This is a genomic window from Deltaproteobacteria bacterium (assembly GCA_022340465.1).
Classification (GTDB): domain Bacteria; phylum Desulfobacterota; class Desulfobacteria; order Desulfobacterales; family B30-G6; genus JAJDNW01.
On sequence record JAJDNW010000030.1, the window covers coordinates 55,223 to 74,600 of the forward strand.

General features: G+C 55.5%; 16 protein-coding genes. 11 read left to right on the forward strand and 5 right to left on the reverse strand.

Translation table 11 applies throughout. From position 1 onward, the window contains the following. Positions 1 to 387: 387 nt before the first annotated feature. From LJE94_05670 to LJE94_05680, 3 genes are read left to right on the forward strand one after another with little or no spacing between them, the layout of a single operon-like run. Positions 388 to 1,284, forward strand: coding sequence for a hypothetical protein (locus LJE94_05670; GenBank protein MCG6909597.1), 897 nt, complete (start codon positions 388 to 390; stop codon positions 1,282 to 1,284). Between the two features lie 37 nt (positions 1,285 to 1,321). After that, a complete protein-coding gene (gene ltaE / locus LJE94_05675) occupies positions 1,322 to 2,353 on the forward strand; it encodes a low-specificity L-threonine aldolase (GenBank protein ID MCG6909598.1) in 1,032 nt (343 codons plus the stop codon). A 15-nt stretch (positions 2,354 to 2,368) separates the two neighbouring features. Continuing rightward, a complete protein-coding gene (locus LJE94_05680; protein MCG6909599.1) occupies positions 2,369 to 2,668 on the forward strand; it encodes a hypothetical protein in 300 nt (99 codons plus the stop codon). Between the two features lie 124 nt (positions 2,669 to 2,792). Here the strand turns inward: LJE94_05680 and LJE94_05685 are convergent, their stop codons facing one another. Next, positions 2,793 to 3,482 carry a metallophosphatase family protein gene (locus LJE94_05685; GenBank protein MCG6909600.1) on the reverse strand — a complete coding sequence of 230 codons (690 nt, stop codon included), beginning with the start codon at positions 3,480 to 3,482 and terminating at the stop codon, positions 2,793 to 2,795. Positions 3,483 to 3,677: 195 nt separating this feature from the next. Here LJE94_05685 and LJE94_05690 point away from each other — a divergent pair, with 195 nt between their 5' ends. The 7 genes from LJE94_05690 (at position 3,678) to LJE94_05720 (ending at position 12,729) form a co-directional block, all read left to right on the forward strand. Next, a complete protein-coding gene (locus LJE94_05690; protein ID MCG6909601.1) occupies positions 3,678 to 4,817 on the forward strand; it encodes an acyl-CoA dehydrogenase family protein in 1,140 nt (379 codons plus the stop codon). A gap of 32 nt (positions 4,818 to 4,849) precedes the next feature. Further along, a complete protein-coding gene (locus LJE94_05695; GenBank protein MCG6909602.1) occupies positions 4,850 to 5,491 on the forward strand; it encodes a TetR/AcrR family transcriptional regulator in 642 nt (213 codons plus the stop codon). A 21-nt stretch (positions 5,492 to 5,512) separates the two neighbouring features. After that, positions 5,513 to 6,313: an enoyl-CoA hydratase/isomerase family protein gene (locus LJE94_05700; GenBank protein MCG6909603.1), complete on the forward strand. Its 801-nt coding sequence runs from the start codon at positions 5,513 to 5,515 to the stop codon at positions 6,311 to 6,313. A 170-nt stretch (positions 6,314 to 6,483) separates the two neighbouring features. Then, positions 6,484 to 7,455, forward strand: coding sequence for a nitronate monooxygenase (locus tag LJE94_05705; GenBank protein MCG6909604.1), 972 nt, complete (start codon positions 6,484 to 6,486; stop codon positions 7,453 to 7,455). Positions 7,456 to 7,514: 59 nt separating this feature from the next. Further along, a complete protein-coding gene (locus tag LJE94_05710) occupies positions 7,515 to 8,594 on the forward strand; it encodes a 4Fe-4S dicluster domain-containing protein (GenBank protein MCG6909605.1) in 1,080 nt (359 codons plus the stop codon). A 124-nt stretch (positions 8,595 to 8,718) separates the two neighbouring features. After that, a complete protein-coding gene (locus LJE94_05715) occupies positions 8,719 to 10,380 on the forward strand; it encodes a long-chain fatty acid--CoA ligase (GenBank protein MCG6909606.1) in 1,662 nt (553 codons plus the stop codon). Between the two features lie 33 nt (positions 10,381 to 10,413). Further along, positions 10,414 to 12,729, forward strand: a complete 2,316-nt coding sequence (locus tag LJE94_05720) for an AsmA family protein (protein MCG6909607.1) — start codon at positions 10,414 to 10,416, stop codon at positions 12,727 to 12,729. On the opposite strand, the gene LJE94_05725 is transcribed toward LJE94_05720, so the two are convergent. From LJE94_05725 to LJE94_05735, 3 genes are all read right to left on the reverse strand, one after another. Beyond that, positions 12,719 to 14,707, reverse strand: coding sequence for an acetoacetate--CoA ligase (locus tag LJE94_05725; protein MCG6909608.1), 1,989 nt, complete (start codon positions 14,705 to 14,707; stop codon positions 12,719 to 12,721). The genes LJE94_05720 and LJE94_05725 overlap by 11 nt on opposite strands. Positions 14,708 to 14,868: 161 nt before the next feature. After that, positions 14,869 to 16,209: a PAS domain S-box protein gene (locus tag LJE94_05730; protein MCG6909609.1), complete on the reverse strand. Its 1,341-nt coding sequence runs from the start codon at positions 16,207 to 16,209 to the stop codon at positions 14,869 to 14,871. A gap of 365 nt (positions 16,210 to 16,574) precedes the next feature. Next, positions 16,575 to 16,850, reverse strand: coding sequence for a hypothetical protein (locus LJE94_05735; GenBank protein ID MCG6909610.1), 276 nt, complete (start codon positions 16,848 to 16,850; stop codon positions 16,575 to 16,577). Positions 16,851 to 16,909: 59 nt separating this feature from the next. On the opposite strand from LJE94_05735, the gene LJE94_05740 reads away from it, so the two are divergent. After that, complete coding sequence (locus LJE94_05740) at positions 16,910 to 17,803, forward strand: nitronate monooxygenase (protein MCG6909611.1); 894 nt, start codon at positions 16,910 to 16,912, stop codon at positions 17,801 to 17,803. 178 nt (positions 17,804 to 17,981) lie between these two features. On the opposite strand, the gene LJE94_05745 is transcribed toward LJE94_05740, so the two are convergent. Beyond that, positions 17,982 to 19,361, reverse strand: a complete 1,380-nt coding sequence (locus tag LJE94_05745) for a sulfatase (GenBank protein MCG6909612.1) — start codon at positions 19,359 to 19,361, stop codon at positions 17,982 to 17,984. Positions 19,362 to 19,378 lie beyond the last annotated feature (17 nt).

The following is a 19,378-nucleotide window of genomic DNA, read 5'->3' on the forward strand; positions in this document are numbered from 1 at the left end:
GAATTTTATCAATTTTATTTCAATGATGTCAACAGAATAGATCGCGGCTTTTTATTTGACATCCAAAACGCGATAGCCTATTTTTAACCGGGTATTGAAATCCTGGTTCTCCGGGACAGGTCGGGGATATCTGGCTGAGCCGGGAATAGGGATAGCAAAATCCCAAACACGAAATCCGAAATCCTGAACAATATTGAATGACCTAAATTCAATTGAGCCAAACATAGAGGTAGGGTATCGGCGGTTCGGCTTCAGTTTTTGTCATCAGGCCATTTGATATTTGGATTTAGAATTTATATATGCAGAGGTGTCGACCCTTTCAGCACCCCGAAAGGGGTCTTGTCCGCACACCCCAGGGCCGGCCGTTATCGGGAGAGGACGTGTCGTATGGAAAAGTCGGTGAAAATCGTCGTTGTGGTTCTGATAGCGGGGATCATTTTATTTTTGGGATACAGCGTGATCGGAAAATGGCATCGCGGAAAGGTGGAACAGGCGCTGGTCAAGGAGCGCGCCGCATGCTCCGAGAAGCTCGCCCGGCTCCAGGAGCAGGTTTCCACCATGGCCGAGGCCTTGAACCGGAAGTCCACGGACGAGCTGCCGGAGAAAAGGCTGTCCGAGATATTCGGTGACAGAACCGAATACCTGTCCTACGACACCAAGGTGGACTGCGGGGCTTTGGAAGCGCAGATCATGACTTTTTTCAAGTACCTGGAAAAGCAGCCGTATATGGGGAAGTACAAGGGTCCGGGCGGTCCCCTAAGACTTTTCCGCGAGGTTGTGCGGGCCCTTTCCGATTCACCGCCGATGTTGACCGGGGAAATGGAGGATCTGGTCAGCCTGATCCGCAATGTGACGCACCTGTACCGTGTGCTGGGCAGGGAGCGCATCCGGATCATCGAAGAGATCATAAAAAACGAGGAGGACATCATCGAGTCGGTGATTGCCATCTTCTATATCTACTCGCTTCCGGAAAAACGCTGCTCCAACAAAGCGGTTAAAGTGCCCTCGCTGGAGGTGTGGTATCAATACAGCGGGTATTTTCTGAATACGCTGGCAGGAAGAAGTTACCTCCTTCGCCGTGATTCTAAAATCAGGGTGCTGATGAGCTATTATGCGGTGCTGGTGCTGGACCGGGCCAATGACGAGATGTTGAATCCGTCCGGTATCGACATCCGTCCATTTATCGACGTGTCCTACTACGAAATAGGCAGTCAGCGGTCCTTGGTGTATCGGAATCAGTATGTAACCGAGTTGGAGCGCCTAAAGGAAAAATATGAAATGTAATAATTTTTCATATTAGGACATGGATTGATGAGAAAAAATGAAAAATTACAATAGGATCGATCTGCGCAGCGACACGGTGACACGTCCCACGGCGGCGATGCGCCGTGCCATGGCCGAAGCCGAGGTCGGGGACGATGTCTACGGGGACGACCCGACAGTGAATTGCCTGGAGGCCCTGGCCGCGGACCTTTTGGGGAAGGAGGCGGCCATTCTGGCAACCAGCGGGACGCAGAGCAACCTGATGGCGGTCCTCAGCCATTGCCAAAGGGGCGACGAGTATATTGTCGGGCAGCAGGCGCACACGTACCGGTTCGAGGCCGGCGGTGCCGCGGTTTTGGGCAGCGTGCAGCCGCAGCCCCTCGATTTCGAACCGGACGGGTCCATCGACTTGGCGAAGGTGGCCCAGGTCATAAAACCCGATGATTTCCATTTCGCCCGGACAAGGCTTTTATGCCTGGAAAACACCCAGGGGGGAAAGGTGCTTCCGCTGAAATACCTTGAAGCGGCAAAAGCGACCGCCGAAAAATTCGGGCTGGGGACCCATCTGGACGGGGCGCGCCTGTTTAATGCGGCCGTAAAGCAGAAGGTGCCCGCTACGGACATCGCCCGCCATTTCGATACCGTATCCATCTGCCTGTCCAAAGGGCTGGGGGCTCCGGTAGGCTCCCTCCTTTGCGGTTCCGACCGCTTGATCAAGAAGGCGAGACGGTGGCGGAAGATGCTCGGCGGCGGCATGCGCCAGGCGGGCATCATTGCCGCGGCCGGCATTGTGGCCCTGGAGGCGCATGTGGAACGCCTGCAGGAGGATCATGAGAATGCATTGCTTCTGGCCCGGAAATTATCCGAGCTGCAGGAATTACGGATTGACCCCGCCCAGGTGCAGACCAACATGGTGTTTGTCGGGATGGAAAAAGGGGATGCGGCGTCACTGCGGACATTCCTTCTCGAGGAGGGCATTCTGATTAACGCGGGGAATCCCATCCGGATGGTGACCCACCTGGACGTGAACGGTGAGGATATCCTGAAGGCCGTGGAGAAGATCAAACACTATTTTAAAGCGCTAAATTAAAGAAAGGCTTTTTAAATGGCCATAACATTCGGTGACAACGACTGGGCCTGGGTAGTCGTGCAAGACCCGGGCGGCAACGAGCACTATTTGGGGCAGCAGGAAAAGGATGGCACTGCCTTCATTCCCGTGTTCGCGAAAAAGGAACACGCCCTCATGTGCTTGAACCTCATGACCCGGGACAGGAAGAAAAAGTATGAGGCCCAGGCGGTGATATATAGTGAACTGAAAGAACAGGCGGCGAGCAGCGGCTTCATGCTCTATATTCTGGATGAAGAAGGCCGGGTGCTGGACAAAATAGACACCGACCTAAAGTGAACGGCATCTAACGTTTCACATTTCATATTTCACGACTCACGACGTAACTTCCAACTCTCGATCGCCTGGCCCCTCGACCCCTCGGACCCTAAATCTGTTCTTTGTTTCCTTTGTGGCTTGGTGGTTAAACTGCTCTTCCTTCAAAGCGTTTGGACGTGATGCGGCTGTTTTCCGGCGACCACTGCATGCACAGCCCGTGGTCCAGCGCACCGCAGGTGATGATGCAAGGCTTTCTGTGGGCAATGTCGATGGCGCATTCAGGGCGGACGCTTTCGGAAACGATGCGCCCGTTGTCGCCCTGCCAGGTGATTGCCGGCGCATGACTGTGCCCCCTCAAGAGGATGCGGTCCGGAAAGTCGCGGAAAAATCGCCGGGCATGACCATGATGCATGGCTCCAACCATGCAGGAGAGCCCCATTTCACTTTCGAAGGGGAGCGAATGGGCCAAAATAATCCCACCGTGATGAATCACCAAGGGAAGCGTTTTCAGGTAAGCCAGTGTTTCCCCCCCGATGGACAGCTTTTTTCTGCCTGTTTGATTCACGACGATCATATGGTCGTTGTTGCCCTTGACGCTGTGAACCCGATACTTCCGGAGTAATTGCACGCAGGCATCGGCGGTACCCGGATCCAGGGAGTCACAGATGTCACCCAGGTGATAGATGGTCACGCACCCCTTTTGCCGCAGGTAGGCCAGGGCGGCCGCCAGGGGTTCCACCTGCCCATGGCTGTCGGCGACAATGCCCACCGGGGTGCCGTCGTCCGGATTTGGGTGCTTGGAGGGGGGACCGGCCATGCCCAGGAGACATACCATACCGACCGGAAATGGACAACTGTCGTGAAAATTTCTGCAGGAAGCGCTTGACAAAAAAAATGGTGAGGATTACTAATCATTTTAACATACCGAAATAGTATATAATATAATATATACATATTTTAATTAGTGAATATTACCAACCCAAAGGAAGGGAGTGCAACCATGGGAGGCCGGTCGAGCAAAGTCGAGCAGATCTATTTTACCAGGGACCACGAAATGGTCCGGCGGTCGGTCCGCGATTTTGTCAATAAAGAGATCAATCCCCACGTGGACGAGTGGGAAGCGCAGGGCGCCGCGCCGCTTAAAGCGTTGTTCCGAAAAATGGGTGAATTGGGTTTTTTGGGGATACGCTACGATCCGAAGTACGGTGGGCAGGGGCTGGACTACTGGTATGAAACCGTTTTTTTGGAAGAGCTCGGACACATCAGAGCGCTGGGTCTGCCGGTGGCTATTACGGTCCAGACCAATATGGCCACCCCCGCCATCGACGAATTCGGCAGCGAATACCTCAAAGAAACCTATCTGAAGCCCGCCATTGCAGGCGAGAAGGTGGGCGCCATCGCCGTTACCGAACCGGGTGCCGGTTCCGACGTGGCGGCCCTGGCCACGACGGCGACGAGAGAGGGGGACCACTATGTCATCAACGGGTCGAAAATGTATATCACCAACGGAACCCAGGCCGATTTCTTCACCCTGATGGCCAGAACCGGTGACGATCCGGGGTACCACTCTTTCAGCCTCATTGTGGTTCCGTCCGACCTGCCGGGGATCACGGTTGGCCGAAAATTGGACAAACTGGGCGCCCGCATCAGCGATACGGCCGAACTTTTCTTCGACAACGTCAGGGTTCCCGTCGGCAATCTCATCGGCGAGGAGGGCGAGGGGTTCATCTATCAGATGAGGCAGTTTCAGCATGAACGCTTTTCCCTGTTGCCATTCGCCTGCACGGCGGCCAGGGACATCGTGGACATGACCGTCGATTACATTCGGGAACGGGTCGTGTTCGGGAAGCCGTTGATTAAAAAACAGGTGCTGCGGCATCGACTCGCGGACTGGCTGACGGAAATCGAATGCCTACGGCAGCTGATCTATCACATCGTACGCATGAAGGAGGCCGGCATGGACGCGACCCGCGAGATTTCCATGGGCAAACTGGTTGCCGGCCAACTGCTGCACCGGGTCGCAGACGGATGCCTGCAGATGCACGGCGGCATGGGATTCATGAGCGACTCCGTCATATCCCGCTATTACCGGGATGCGCGCGGGCTCTCCATCGGGGGCGGAGCCGACGAGGTGATGCGGGACATCATCGCCAAGATGGAAGGTTATTGATACCCAAGGGGATATCTACAGGTGTTAGGATCATGTCGAAACATATAAACAATATCCGGGTTGCCGGCGTGCCCGCCGAGAAGGGCTATCCCCCCGGGAGGATCAAAATTGCCGAGGCCCTGCGCCGCCTTCTGGAGCAAAAGGACTTCAACGCCATCACCACGGCGGAAATTGCGCAGACGGCCGGGGTTACCGAGGCCTTGATTTACAAATATTTCAAGGATAAAAGAGATTTGTTGCATCAGGTGCTGGGCGAGTACCTCGAACAGTACCACCAGAGAGTGAGAGAAGATCTCAAAGGGATTCAGGGCGCCCTGAACAAGCTCAGAAAGTTGATCTGGTCCCACATTCACGTGTATGCCACCAACCGGGTGTTCGCCAGGATTCTGCTCATCGAGGTCAGGAACCATCAGGACTACTATCACAGCGAAACCTATGAACTGGTCAAAATTTACAGCAGCACCATACGGGACATACTCGAAGAGGGGGCGGCCACCGGTGAGATCAGGGGGGACATTTCCGTCAACCTCGCGCGGCAGGTCATTTTAGGCAGCATCGAGCAGGTGTGCCTCACAGGGATTACCTTCGGGCGGGATATCGACCCCGATTCCCTGACGGATGCCATCTGTGATATCGTATTCAAGGGCATAGCGTTGGATGACAATTTTAAATGAAGGCATGGGAAGGAAAAGACGATGGAATATGAGACATTGACGTACGATGAGCCCGAAGACGGGCTGGGGCTGATTACCCTCAACCGGCCGGAGCGTTTGAACGCGATGAACCTGAAAATGCTGGACGATTTTTACGCCCTGTTTGCCGATCTGGCGAAGCGTGATTCCGTACGGGTGTTGATACTGGCGGGTGCGGGGAAAGGGTTTTGCTCAGGGGCCGACCTGAAAGATGACAGGCTGTCGAGCGAAGAAGGCCTCACATATTTTTCGTCGGCCTCCATTCACCTTGAAAAGATCCAGAAAATCTATTCCGGCGTCATCGAAGTGATGGTCAGGCAGCCCCAGCCGATCATTGCCGTGGTCAACGGGGCCGCAGCCGGGGGGGGGATGTGCCTCGCCCTGGCGGCGGATGTGATCATCGCCGGCCCCAGGGCGCGTTTTATCCCCTCTTTCATCAACATCGGCCTGTCCGGCGGAGAGCTGGGCACCACCTACTTTCTGCCCAAAGCCGTGGGGCGCGCCAAAGCGGCGGAAATTTTGTTGACCGGGCGCACGGTGGGTGCCGAGGAAGCGGACAGAATCGGGCTGGTGAGCCGTCTGGTGGGCGAAGAGGAACTCATGGACACCGCCCTGGAGACAGCCAGAACCATGCTGGGAAAATCGGTCCTCGGGCTCCGGTTGACCAAAGAGACCATTCGCCAGAACCAGAACGCTCCTTCCCTGGAAACGGCCATCGAATTGGAAAACCGGAACCAGAGCATTTTGTGTTGCGCGCCCGATTTTTTCAACGCCGTCAAGGCCTTTGTAGAGGCGGGAAATTAGGCAGGAAGCGGTTGCGACCCTTGAGGTCAACAAAGGCCGCAGTAATCACGAAAACAAGAAATACCGAAAGCACGAAATTTCAGTATACATTTTTGTGTTTTTCTCCTTTCGTGCTTTCGTGATGAATGTTTTGTAAAAGTAAATAACCAAAGAAGGAAAGGACGCTAACCATGTTTAAAACCAAGATAACGGAAATGCTGGGAATTCAATACCCCATTCTGTGCGGGGGCATGCAGTGGATCAGCCGGGCCGAGCTGGTGTCCGCGGTGTGCAATGCCGGCGGCATCGGATTCATCACCGCCGAGAGTTTCGAAACACCGGATGACCTGCGGGCGGAGATCAGGAAGATGCGTGACTTGACGGATAAACCATTCGGGGTGAACATCTCCATGGTGCCTGAGTTCGGTCTTCCCGAGCGCAGCCTCCGGTTCTGCGATGTGGTTGCCGAAGAGGGGGTGAAAGTGGTCGAGACCGCTGGTCGGAGCCCCAAACCGCTGATGCCGAAACTGAAGGAGGCCGGCATCAAGGTCATCCACAAAATGACCTCTATTCGCCACGCGGAATCGGCCCAGAAACTGGGCGTGGATGCCATCACCCTGATCGGTTACGGTTCCGGCGGTCACATCGGCATGGACAACGTGGCCTCCTTCATCCTGATCCCAATGGCGGCTTCGCGCCTGCAAATTCCGGTCATCGCCGGTGGCGGAATCGCCGACGGCAAGGGCTTCCTGGGGGCCATAGCCATGGGAGCAGAAGCGGTTCTCATGGGCACGGCCTTTTTCGCCACCAAGGAAAGCCCCGTGCATGACGCCATCAAGGAAAGACTCGTAAAGACCCGGGAAACTGAAACCTGCCTGCTGCTGAATTCTATAAAAAACCCGATTCGCGTGGTCAAAAACAAGCTGGCGGACGAGTGCCTGGCCCTGGAGGAGAAAGAGGCCTCCTTCGAAGAGATCATCAACGCGGTGGCCGGCGGCAAAGGCAAGCTGGCCTACGACTGCGGGGACTCGGACATCAGCCCCATCGCCTGCGGCCAGATCGTGGGCGCTATCGATCGCGTCAAAACCGCGAAGGAAGTCATCGACGATATCGTGGAAGAGGCCGGTACCCTGATGAAGAGATTGAACGCGATGGTGAAATAAGTCCTAAAAGCCCAGGACCTATGCTTGGGCCTTACAGGTCCTATAGAAAAGGAGCTCGCATGACGGATGTTTACAGAAAATTGCAGGAACGGCTGGACGACATGGCCACAGGCTTTCCGGCCACGGCGGATGGCGTGGAGATGAAAATTCTGAAAAGGCTTTTTACGGAGGAAGATGCCGCTCTTTTCATCGAGATGTCTCCCCTGCTCGAAAAGCCGGAGGACGTCGCCGAACGCCTGGGAAGAGAGCCGGCCGCGTTGTCGGCGCAGTTGGCGGCCATGGCACAAAAAGGCCTTCTGTTTCGGGTGAGAAAGGGCGACCGGGCCCGCTACGCGGCTCCCCCCTACGTGGTGGGTATTTTCGAATTTCAGCTCAACGAGATGGAGGGGGAGTTCGCACGGGACAACGATGCCTATTTCGAAGAAGCGCTGGGCAAGGAAATCCAGGCTTTCCAGACGCCGGTATTGCGCTCCATTCCGGTAAAGCGGGAGTTGGTGGCCGAGTGGCCGGTGGCCCCATACGAGGACGCGCTGGAGATCATCAAATCCCACAAGAAAATTGCCGTGATGCCCTGTATCTGCCGGACGATGAACGCCGCCCTGGACAAGGCCTGCGACAAACCGCTGGAGGTCTGCATGGCCTTTGGATCGCATGCGGACTACTATGTCGAGAACAACATGGGGCGCTACATACAGGCAGAGGAGGCGCTGGAGGTTTTGAAAAAGGGCGAGGAGGCCGGGTTGGTGCTGCAGCCGTTCAATTCCCAGAAAGTCGGCGGCATGTGCAGCTGCTGCGGGTGTTGTTGCGGTGTACTGCGCTCCCTGAAAAAGCAACCCAAGCCGGCCGAGATGGTCAAAAGCAATTATTTCGCCGTGGTGTCTTCAGAAGATTGTATCGGTTGCGAAACCTGCCTCGACCGGTGCCAGATAGACGCGGTCCGGATGGCGGACGATACGGCGGTAGTCGACCTGGACCGCTGCATCGGCTGCGGCCTGTGCGTGACCACCTGTCCGGAAGAGGCCATTCGACTGATGAAAAAACCGGAATCGAACCAGTACCTGCCGCCGAAAACCGGTGCAGAAACATACATCAGGATCGCCGAGGAAAGGGGGAAGTTGGACAAGTTGATGCCCTCGTGACGTTAGACTTTCTTCAGCGGTAAACAAACAACATCCTTCCAGGGTGAGCCCAGAGCCGGGTCTTATGGTCCGGATATTTACTTGTAATATGCGACGTTACCAATTCGGACAGGAGGAAACGGGTATGGATGAAAAGATCTGGCACCAATCCTATGCTTCCGGTGTTTCCAAAACCCTCGACTATGAAAGGATCACTATTTCCGAAGCGCTGGCACGTTCGGCTGAAGAATATCCCGACAGGACGGCGCTCAATTACATGGGCAAACGCATCAGCTACAAAAACCTGAACGACATGGTCAACCGGTTCGCACGGGCGCTGCAGGATATGGGGATCGCGGCCGGTGACAAGGTGGGGGTCAGCCTGCCGAATATTCCTCAGGTGATCATTGCCAATCTGGCCATCTTGCGCATCGGGGCCGTGACCGTTCAGAACAATCCCCTCTACACCGAAAGGGAGCTGGCCTATCAGCTGGCTGATTCGGATTCGAGAATCATCATCACCCTTTCCCTGCTGGTGCCCCGCATGCAGGCAATAAAATCCCGGACCAAGCTGGAAAAAATTATCGGGACCCATATCCATGCGTTTCTGCCCTTTCCCAAAAAGCAGCTTTTTCCCTTCGTGAAGAAGGAAATGTACCGTAAAATTGAAGCTGCGGAAGATGTCCTGGTGTTCGAGGACCTGTTGGGTGGCTACCCACCCGACCCGGTGGAGGACCTGAGCCGGTGGGAGGAGATGGGCGCCATCCTTTACACCGGAGGAACCACGGGTGCGAGCAAGGGGGTTATGATCAGCCACTCCCACTTGAGTTCCAACGTCCAGCAGTTTGCATCCTGGTTCCCCGATTTGAAACGGGGCGAGGAGCGTCTGGTGGGGAATTTCCCTATTTTTCACACGGCCGGATTTTCGGCCATCCAGAACCTGATCATCTGGCAGGCCTGGGAAAACATCATGGTTCCCAGACCGGACCCGAAGATCAATCTCGATATCCTGAAGAAATACAACCCCACCTTCCTGCCGGGCGTTCCGACGATTTTTGTGGGATTGCTGGTAGAGCCCGAATTCAGAAAGCTTGACTTTTCAGGGATCAAAGGCTTCTTCTCCGGGGCCGCGCCCCTGGCCGCCGACACGATCAGGGATCTCAAGGAGATAACCGGCGCTACCATGTGCGAGGTTTACGGCTCGACCGAGGCCGGGCCTTTCGTGACGGTCACCCCCTGGGGCGGGGAAGTCAAACCCGGCACGGTGGGCACCCCGCTGCCTGACACCGACGTCAAAATCGTGGACATCGAAACCGGTGAAAAGGAACTGCCCGTCGGCGAACATGGTGAAATCGCCATGCGAGGCCCCCAGATCATGATGGGGTACTACAAGAAGCCGGAAGAAACGGCCGAGGTCCTCAAAGACGGCTGGTTCTATTCCGGAGATATCGGCTGTTTTGACGAGAGCGGCTATTTAAGCATCACCGATCGCAAAAAGGACATGATCATTGCCGGCGGTTACAACATCTACCCCGTAGAACTGGATAACGTCCTGTTCGAGCACCCCAAGATCCTGGAAGCCTGCACCATCGGTGTCAAGGACGACTACAGGGGCGAGACCGTCAAAGCTTTCGTGGTGATAAAGGAAGGCGAAAGCCTCACCGAGGAGGAGGTGGTGGCCTACTGCCGCGAGAACCTGGCGGCTTACAAGGTCCCCAAGATCATCGAGTTTATCGACGAGTTGCCCAAGAGCGCCGTGGGTAAAATCCTCAGACGTGCGCTCAAGGAGCGAGAAGAGCACAAATAATTGGTATGTTCCGCATTTTGGAGGAAAAATGCAGTGGCGCGTGAGCTGAAGGACACACGGGGAAAACGACGCGGTTGGTGGTGGAAGGTACCACTGGTGCTGCTGGCGCTATTGCTGGCCGGCCTGACGATCGCACTGCTGAACATCGATGCGATTGCGCGGGTCCAAATCAACAAAGCCCTGAACCACTACCTTGCGGCCGGCGGTGAAATTGCCGGTGTCGATATCGGGTTAATGGAGGGGCGTGTGTCCTTGGAGGGCCTTACCATCAACCCGCCACCGACCTACGGTGAGCGCCCCTTGCTGACATGGGATGCACTGACCGTGGATGTTGCCCCCCTGTCCATTTTAACCGGCAGGATCGTCATCGAAACAATAGGGCTGAAAGGGTTGACGCTTAGCGTCGTGCGCGACAAGCAGGGGCGACTCAATCTGCTTCAGATCATGAACCCGGTCGCATCCAGCCCCGATCCAGGGGACGGTCAAAGCGTGTCGGACCCGCCATGGATACCGGCCGTTCAGGTCAATTCCGTCATCGTGGAGGATTTGTCCCTGCACCTGATGGACCGGATGATGGATGAGAAATGGTCCGCCGGCCTGCATGTCGATTTGACCCTGAATGACCTGCAACTCGATGACCTCATTTCCCGGGACATCGGCGTGGGTCGCATCGATGTTACCGTAAGCGATCTTTCCGTGGATCAGCCGCCGGGGTTCAGCCGGGAGCCCCTGTTGGCGGCCGGTACGCTTGCATTGAGGGTAGACGACCTGGATCTCAAGCGATCCAACACGGTTGTTGTCAGCGAGATCGGCCTGGACACATTAACTGTCTCTGTAGAGCGCAATGCCAACCGTGAAGTCAACTTGCTCAAGCTGGTGAAATCCTGGCTGCCGGCTGCCGAGGGGCAGGCCGGGGGCGGAGGGTCGACTACTCCCGACGAGCAGGCAGATTCCGGATTGGCGCTGCCGACCGTGGTGGTGGATGAGATCGATCTCATGTCGATCAGCGCCCGTGTGCTGGACAGCATCGAGGGCCGTCCCTGGCAGGCCGGCTTCGAGGGGCTGGATATCCGGATCAAGGGTGCCGAGATCGGCGACATCGCGCGGCAGGCCGTCGCTCTGGCCTCTCTTGACCTGGACCTGCGAGGCGTTTCCGTGGACCAGCCGCCGGGTTTCGACACCGGTAAACTGTTCAGCCTGGAACGACTCAGGGTCATCGCCGAAAAAGCGCACAATCCCGGCAAGGAACTGGTTATCGAGAGTGTTCATTTGCAGGGGGTGACGTCTTCCGTGACGATGCGGGCCGACGGCGTGAGCAACCTCCAGGTCGTCAGGAAGGCGCTCTTCGGCAGCGACGAGGCGGCGGACCGGCCCACGGCAGCTCCCTCCGAAAGTCGGGAACCCTCGCCGACAGCACCGATCCTGCCGGCGGTTCTATTCGGGAAAATCTCCCTGGACGGCGGCCCGGTGATATATCGGGACGAGGTGTTTGCCGAAGAACCGCTGACAGCCGCCTTGGAAAACATCCGGATGGAGGCCAAGGGATTGCGTCTGTTTTCCGACAAGGCAGGCCTCGACCCGGCAGACGCGTCCCTGTCATTTGAATTGACGCAGCCCGGGAATCTGCCGACGGCGTATTTCGGCACCCTGGCAACGGTGGGGCCCCTGGGATACGGTGTTCCCATGGTAAACGCCCAGGTCCGCCTGGTGGGGCTCAAGCTGGACACATTGGGATCCCTGGTGCCGACCGCCACCCGTACGGCCCTGGGGGCCACCGGGCTTGACGCCGCCCTGGCCCTGGCAATGGATGCGGATTCGATCAATCTGAACGCTTCGGTACTGACCGACCACCAGATCCGCTACGAAGGCATCGCCGTGCAAGGTCCTTTGGACAAGCCCGCTGTAAAAATCGGGCCGGTGATGACCGGCGTTTTCAGCCGGGTTTCCGACGGCCTGGTCAACATGGGCAAAAGCGGTTTGAAATCCGGTGTCGATATTGCCGAGGGGGGGATCCAGGCTGCCAAAGAACTGGGTACCGGCGCCATCAAGGTTGGCGCGAACCTGGGAAAAAACCTGTTCGAAACGGTTGCCGGCGTGGTGACCCTCGACAGCGAAAAAGTCAAAGAAGGCGCCTCAGGCACTACCAGGGGAACGATCGACCTGACGAAGGATTCGGTCGAGAACACCGGCAGGGCGGCCGGCGGCGGATTGAAAAACTCGGTATCCGATCTGAAAGGCGTGGAAAGGGTCAGGGCGTGGGAGCGGGACATCCCGGACCGTTACCGTACCACCATGCAACACGCGCAACGCGTGCTTGCCGAGATGCCTTATCCGCCGGTTACCGATTAGCGGGCTCCGGATGAACCATGTTTACGAAGTAGTCCATGGCCTGCGGGTTGCCCATGGCGTCGACATTGACCGCTTTTTCCAGGGGAATGCCGGAGAGAATTTTCTTAACCGGCACTTCCAGTTTCTTTCCGTTTAACGTCACCGGCACTTCGTCGATAGCGTAAATACCGTCCGGTACATGCCGCGGCGAAAGAGTTGTGCGGATTTTCTGTTTGATTTTATGCTCGAGCGCGTCATCCAGGCGATGACCGGGCAACAGGACCACGAACAAAAGCATGCGGTAATCTCCTTTTTCGGGTGTGTATCCGACAACGAGACTGTCGACCACCTCCGCGAGCTCATCCACCGCTGCGTATATTTCGCTGCTGCCCATTCTGACGCCGAAACGATTGATGGTCGAATCCGACCGGCCGAGAATGACGCCGCCGCCTTCTTTTGTGAACTTCACCCAGTCGCCGTGTCGCCACTTGCCCGGATACATGCCAAAGTAGCTTTCCTGGTAGCGCCGGTCATCGGCATCGTTCCAGAGGTACAAGGGCATGGAGGGCATGGGCTCGGTGATGACCAGTTCTCCGACTTCACCGGTGAGCGCATTGCCCTGCGGGTCGAACGCCTGGGCATTTACCCCGAGGCAGCGGCACTGAAGTTCCCCGGCTTTGACCGGCAGGAGCGGACAAGACCCCAAAAAGCCCGAACACGGATCGGTCCCGCCGCTGACCGAACCCAGCAGAACATCGGATTTAACCTTGTCGTAGACCCAGCGAAATCCTTCCGGCGAAAGCGGTGACCCTGTCGAGCCCACCGTGCGCAGGTGTGAAAGATCGAAATCGCGGCCGGGTTCCATCCCGCCGTTCATGCAGGCGGTAATATAAGCCGCACTGGTACCGAAAATGGACATTTTCGATTTTTCGGCAAAATCCCAAAGCACATTCATGCCCGGATAGCCGGGGTTGCCGTCGTAAAGCAGGGACGTGGCGCCGGTGAGCAGCCCCCCCTGCATGATATTCCACATGACCCAGCCCGTGGTGCTGAACCAGAAAAAGCGGTCGGCCGGTTTGAGGTCCACATGCAGTTGTAAAAACTTGTAAAATTCCAGCAGAATGCCGCCATGGCCGTGCACGAGGGGTTTGGGCAGGCCGGTGGTGCCGGAGGAATAAACCACCCAGAGGGGATGGTCGAAGGGCACCTGCTCAAATTCCAGGCCGGCCGGCGTACGCATGAGGTCCTGCCAAAGGACGGCGTTTGTCAGGTTTCCCGCCCTGGCGCCAAGATCGAGGTAGGGGACCAGTACGGTGGCCTCGAGCGAAGTCAGGGCTTCCTGCAACTGCCGGTTTTCTCTGCTGCGGTCGAAGGCCTTGCCGCCGTACTGATAGCCGTCAACCACGAAAAGGGCTTTGGGTCCTATCTGCTTGAAGCGGTCGGTGATGCTGCGCATGCCGAAGTCCGGGGAGCAGGACGACCAGACGGCACCGATGCCGGCACAGGCGAGAAAAGCGATGATGGTCTGCGGGATGTTGGGCATCAACGAAACCACCCGATCCCCTCTCGCAACACCCAGGCGGCGCAATCCATGGGCAACCGAGGCCACCTGACCATGGAGTTCATTCCAGGAAATTTTCGTGAGGGGCTGTGTTTCGGATTGAAAAATCAAGGCCGGCCTTTTCGCGGACATATTGCGAAACACGTGTTCCGCGTAGTTGAGCTCCGCACCCGCAAACCACTCGGCACGGGGCATTTTTCGTTCCGCCAGCACCTGCGTGTAAGGCTTGGAGGCTTTGATTCGAAAATATTCCCACAGGGACTGCCAGAAATCTTCAATTTCCTTCACCGACCAGTGCCACAGCTGATCATACCTGTCGAAGCTTAACCCTTTTGTCCGTTTCAGCCACCGCAGGTAAGCGGTGATGTTGGCCGCGTCTATGGTTTCCCGGTCCGGTTTCCAGAGGACGGCGCTTTCATTGCCGGATCCTGATGCCATGGTCTTTCTCCATTTTGTCCGTGCAGGCGTTTTTCAAGATGCTTCAGGCAGATATCAATAATGCCGGCATAATTCAACCGGTCTTAATCAGCCACGGAATTATGACTGTCCCCGAACGGTGTCGGAACAGATTTGTCCGCTTTGGGTTCGTTTTCCCCGTGCTAATTGCCAATAGGTATTTTTAATAAAATCTTGGTGCCCAGTCCCGGTGCCGATTCGATGTTCATGAACCCCTTCAGAAGATTGATCCGTTCCTGCATGCTGCGCAGTCCCAGCTTTTTCTCTTTGGTGAGATTAGCCAGGCGTTGCTGCACATCGAAGCCTTTGCCGTCGTCGTGAATCCGCAATAGAATGTTTTTTCCGGAAACGACAAGCCGTACCTTTATCAACGATGCGTCGGCGTGTTTTTTTACGTTCAAGAGGCCTTCCTGCACGAGCCGATAAAGGTTTATGGTGGTGAAATCATCCAGGTTGATTTTTTCAAAACCGGCGGCCTTAAAATCAACCGAAATCAAATTCAGCTTCGTATAGTCATCACAGTAAGTTTGGATCGTGTCCACGATTCCGAATTGATTCAGACCGGCCGGACGGAGCTCATAGGCAAGTTCCCGCACGGAAGAGATCGTCGCTGATAAAATATCCGAAACCTTTTTTAAGCCCTTTTTCAATTCTGCATCATCCGTATACCGGCCACCCAACAGGTGTTCACATTGCATGTTTGCGGCGGTCAGTTCCTGAGCAAAACTGTCGTGCAGTTCCCTTGCTATCATCAAGCGTTCGACTTCTTGCGATTCCATCAATTTTTGATTGAGGTTACGAATCTCCTCAGAGGCTTGTTGGTGAGCTTTAATCTCCAGTTGCAACTCCCTATAGGCATCCTCGATTTCTTCGGTTCGTTCACGAACTTTGATTTCAAGCATACTGCGCGATTCCCGCAGGGAATCTTCAGACCGCTTGCGCCGGGAAATATCGGTGACAGCGATCAACAGGATGGTGTCATCGCTCTCTTGATCCTGGCTCACATTGGTTGCCAGGTGGGCGTACATCACAGAGCCGTCCTTTCGTTTTAGCCTCAATTCGCATGCCTGTGGGTTACATGTCTCATAGACCCTTTTGCAATGATCAGAGAATGTGTGCCGATCATCCGGCGTAACAATGGGGGAGAATCCTTTGTGAAGCAGGGATCTTCTGGTGTACCCTAAGAGATCCGCTCCGCCGAGGTTGACCTCGGTGATGAGACCCATGCTGTTTATGGAAAAATATCCAACGGGCGCATAATCAAACAGCTCATAATATTTGTCTCGGGATCGCTGCAGTTCGGATTGCGCCCGGCGCAATTCTTCATTCTGAAGTTCGAGCTCGGCCTGATGAATCTTCAACCCCTCGATCAACTTTTGGACATCATCAGCTGAAATGCTTTCGATATCTTTCGGGACCGCATCTAACCGCTGCCGCGAGCGGGGAGCCGCAACTTTTTTAGGTTTATGGGTGTCTTTTTTCATGGTTCCCGATGTGTTTGGATTTATGCTCGATCTCAAAATTTTCAACTGCCGGTGTGATGGGATATTCAAGCATGACGATAAAAAAATCGGATCTATAACCCAAAATAGGGCACAGCGATTGCCGAGGAATAATACCGCCCCTCGGCCGGCAGGCTTTTACCTTGTTATTGGTTATAGGGTCAAAAAAAATTAAAAAAGCCCCCATCCGGGCTTCGGGATGCCGCCGGATGAAGGCTTAATCTGGTTTGATTTCATAATCCCTCCTAAACTTAAAAAGCTTGAGGGCAATGTTTGATCAATACTTATTTTATATGTAATTCTGGATGAAAAAACAAGAAGAAATTCAGATCTTATAGGGTAATATCTTAAACGGAAATCTCCAGATTGAAAAAATAAATCTGAGCTATTTCACGCAGTAGAAGATAGAAGGCCATCGCATCGGGCCATTGTGCCGTTATATTGCCGATAATTAAATTATTGCCGCTATGACCGGTTTGTGTGGTAACGATATAGTACAAACCGGTCCCCCCTGCAATTGCTACCAGAGGTGATGGCATTTTTTGGATATATCGTTTAGAGATAAAAATAATTATTATGGTGGATATTCCGAAGCGAAAGGCAAAGCCAGCCATAATTGACATAATTTGTCATTTTCGTTATACATCCTGAGATCTCACCTTAACTAAAGGAGGTAACCTCAATGTCACAAATACTCGAAATCCTGGGTTGTAAGTACCCCATCATCCAAGGGCCCATCGGCGCACTGAACGATCCAAAAATGGTGGCAGCCGTGTCCGAGGCAGGAGCCTTCGGCTTAATTGCCCTGGGATACGCGACAGACATGGAATCGGTGAAAACCGCTGTTGCCCAGGTGAAGGACCTTACGGATAAACCCTTTGGGGCAAACCTCATGATCGCTATGAACCCAAACAACGAGGCTATCCTGGACATTTTGGCCGAAGCCGGGGTAAAGGTCGTGACCACCTCGGCTGGCTCTCCTAAACGCCTCTATCCTAAGATCAAAGAACTCGGCATGAAGGGTTTTCACGTTGCCCTGTCGGCACCTTTGGCAGTCAAGGCCGCGAATGCGGGGGTAGATGCAGTTGTCGTCTCCGGCACCGAATCCGGAGGCCTGCGCACTACCGGACCTGAGTCTACGAACATGATCCTGATTCCCTCGGTCTGCGACATGGTCGATGTGCCCGTGGTGGCTGCCGGCGGGATTTGCGAACGTCGGGGATACCGGGCAGCTTTGGCCTTGGGAGCTCAGGGCGTGCAGGTTGGGACTGCATTTCTCGCCTCCGAGGAAAGCCCCGCTTCCCAAGCTTGGAAGGAAGCCATCCTAGGGTGCGGAGACGCCGGGACCACGCGTCTGCCAGTGGGTGGTATGAGCATGCGGACCATTATCAATCCAAAATTGAATGAACTTTTAGCCTCAGGCGCAGATATGAACCAAGAATACAACCTGATGAACGCGCCCCAGGCTTGGCAGGATGGAGATTTTGATCTGTTTCCGGCCGGGGCCGGCCAGGTCAGTGCCCTGATCAAGGAAATAAAACCCATCAAGGACATTATTGCGGAGATGGTTGCCTGAAAATCCGATCATGGATCATTCCAATAGACTTTCAACCCTATTCTTCGTGTCCTTTGTGTCTTGGGGGTTCAATCGCACTTGCTCAATGCATCCAACCGCTTGCGATCCCTGCAGGGTAAAATTATTCTCTGGGCCGTCCGTGCCTCGAGCGCAGCGGGCGGTGAGATAGACGATGCCCTTAAGGTTGACCGGATTCCCTTAGGCCATACTGCTGTTTGATGCGTTCAAGCTCGGGTTCGAGTTGTTCAACGAGGGATGGCCCTCGTGGTGTAGGAAAAAGGTTGTGCAGTTCCCGCGGGTCGTTGGCAAGATCGTAGATTTCCGGCTCCCGGCAGCATTCCCACACGATGTATTTGTAGGTTTCGGTCCTCAATGCCTTGTGGGGCGGTACCCGGCCGCCAAAGGGAAAGTCGCGGAACAGCTCGTACACCCAACTGCTGCGACCCGGTGCATGGCGATCCTTCAGTATGCCTGCGAAGCTTTGGCCCTGCATGGATGCGGGTACGGGTACGCCGGCTATTTCGAGCAGGGTGGGCGCGAGGTCGATATTGAGGACCATCTGGCGGGCGCGCCGGCCGGGTTCGGGTATCAGATAGCGGGGGGCGCGAACGATATAGGGAATCCTGATGGATTCCTCGTACGGGTAGTGCTTGGCGTACAGCCGGTGTTCTCCCCAGATGTAGCCGTTGTCGCCGGCATAGACGATGACGGTGCTGTCCAGCAGGTCATTCTGCTCCAGAACCGTGATGAGGCGCCCCAGTTGTTCGTCCACCGAAACAAGGCATTCGTGGTAGCGCCGGTAGACGGCGTGCATGTTGCCCATGGTCCCTTCGAGCCAGTTGAGGCCGGTCCAGGTGTTGTATTTGTCCGATTCCGGCGCGAGGTGGCTCAGGTCGGCCTTGCGGTATCTGCCCTTCAGGTGAGCGGGCGGTTTCCAGTCATGGTGCACGGCCTTGTGTGACAGGTAGAGGCAAAAAGGGCCCTTTCTTTCGGCACGGACGAAATCGATGGCATAGTCCGTCAGCTCTTCGGTGATGTACGCTTTCCGGTTGGGAGTGAGCCGGTGGTTCACGTAGATGGGGCAATTGTAGTAGTCGCCCTGGCCGTCTTTTTTGGTGAAGGAGACGAAAAGATCGACACCCGGCAGGCCGGGCAGCCTCCCGCCCGGCATGTGCCATTTTCCGATGAAGGCGGTGGCGTAGCCCGCCTTTTTCAAGTGTTCGAGAAAGGTGATGTTTTTTTCAGGGTTCCAGCGGCTGAAGTTGTTGCGCACACCGTGGGCCGAGGCATACTGGCCGGTGAGGAAACTGGCGCGACTCGGGCTGCACAGGGAAGTGGTGACAAAGGCGTTTTCGAACAGGACACCTTCCCGGGCCAGGCGGTCCATGTTCGGCGTCTCCACAAAAGGGTGACCCATCACTCCCAGGGCGTCCCAGCGATGGTCGTCGGTGAGTATGAAGACGATGTTGGGCTTTTTTTCGGCAGCTACTAGGGGCAGCGCCGAAGCGATGACCAGAAGGATGACGAAGAAAAGATATCGCAATATTGACGCCTGCATTGAAAACCTGTTCGGGA

Excerpts from the sequence above, each read along its gene's own strand:
- LJE94_05670 (MCG6909597.1), top strand. The coding sequence starts at position 388 with ATGGAAAAGTCGGTGAAAATCGTCGTTGTGGTTCTGATAGCGGGGATC.
- ltaE (MCG6909598.1), top strand. The coding sequence starts at position 1,322 with ATGAAAAATTACAATAGGATCGATCTGCGCAGCGACACGGTGACACGT.
- LJE94_05680 (MCG6909599.1), top strand. The coding sequence starts at position 2,369 with ATGGCCATAACATTCGGTGACAACGACTGGGCCTGGGTAGTCGTGCAA.
- LJE94_05685 (MCG6909600.1), bottom strand. The coding sequence starts at position 3,482 with ATGGTATGTCTCCTGGGCATGGCCGGTCCCCCCTCCAAGCACCCAAAT.
- LJE94_05695 (MCG6909602.1), top strand. The coding sequence starts at position 4,850 with ATGTCGAAACATATAAACAATATCCGGGTTGCCGGCGTGCCCGCCGAG.
- LJE94_05700 (MCG6909603.1), top strand. The coding sequence starts at position 5,513 with ATGGAATATGAGACATTGACGTACGATGAGCCCGAAGACGGGCTGGGG.
- LJE94_05705 (MCG6909604.1), top strand. The coding sequence starts at position 6,484 with ATGTTTAAAACCAAGATAACGGAAATGCTGGGAATTCAATACCCCATT.
- LJE94_05710 (MCG6909605.1), top strand. The coding sequence starts at position 7,515 with ATGACGGATGTTTACAGAAAATTGCAGGAACGGCTGGACGACATGGCC.
- LJE94_05715 (MCG6909606.1), top strand. The coding sequence starts at position 8,719 with ATGGATGAAAAGATCTGGCACCAATCCTATGCTTCCGGTGTTTCCAAA.
- LJE94_05725 (MCG6909608.1), bottom strand. The coding sequence starts at position 14,707 with ATGGCATCAGGATCCGGCAATGAAAGCGCCGTCCTCTGGAAACCGGAC.
- LJE94_05730 (MCG6909609.1), bottom strand. The coding sequence starts at position 16,209 with ATGAAAAAAGACACCCATAAACCTAAAAAAGTTGCGGCTCCCCGCTCG.
- LJE94_05735 (MCG6909610.1), bottom strand. The coding sequence starts at position 16,850 with ATGTCAATTATGGCTGGCTTTGCCTTTCGCTTCGGAATATCCACCATA.
- LJE94_05740 (MCG6909611.1), top strand. The coding sequence starts at position 16,910 with ATGTCACAAATACTCGAAATCCTGGGTTGTAAGTACCCCATCATCCAA.
- LJE94_05745 (MCG6909612.1), bottom strand. The coding sequence starts at position 19,361 with ATGCAGGCGTCAATATTGCGATATCTTTTCTTCGTCATCCTTCTGGTC.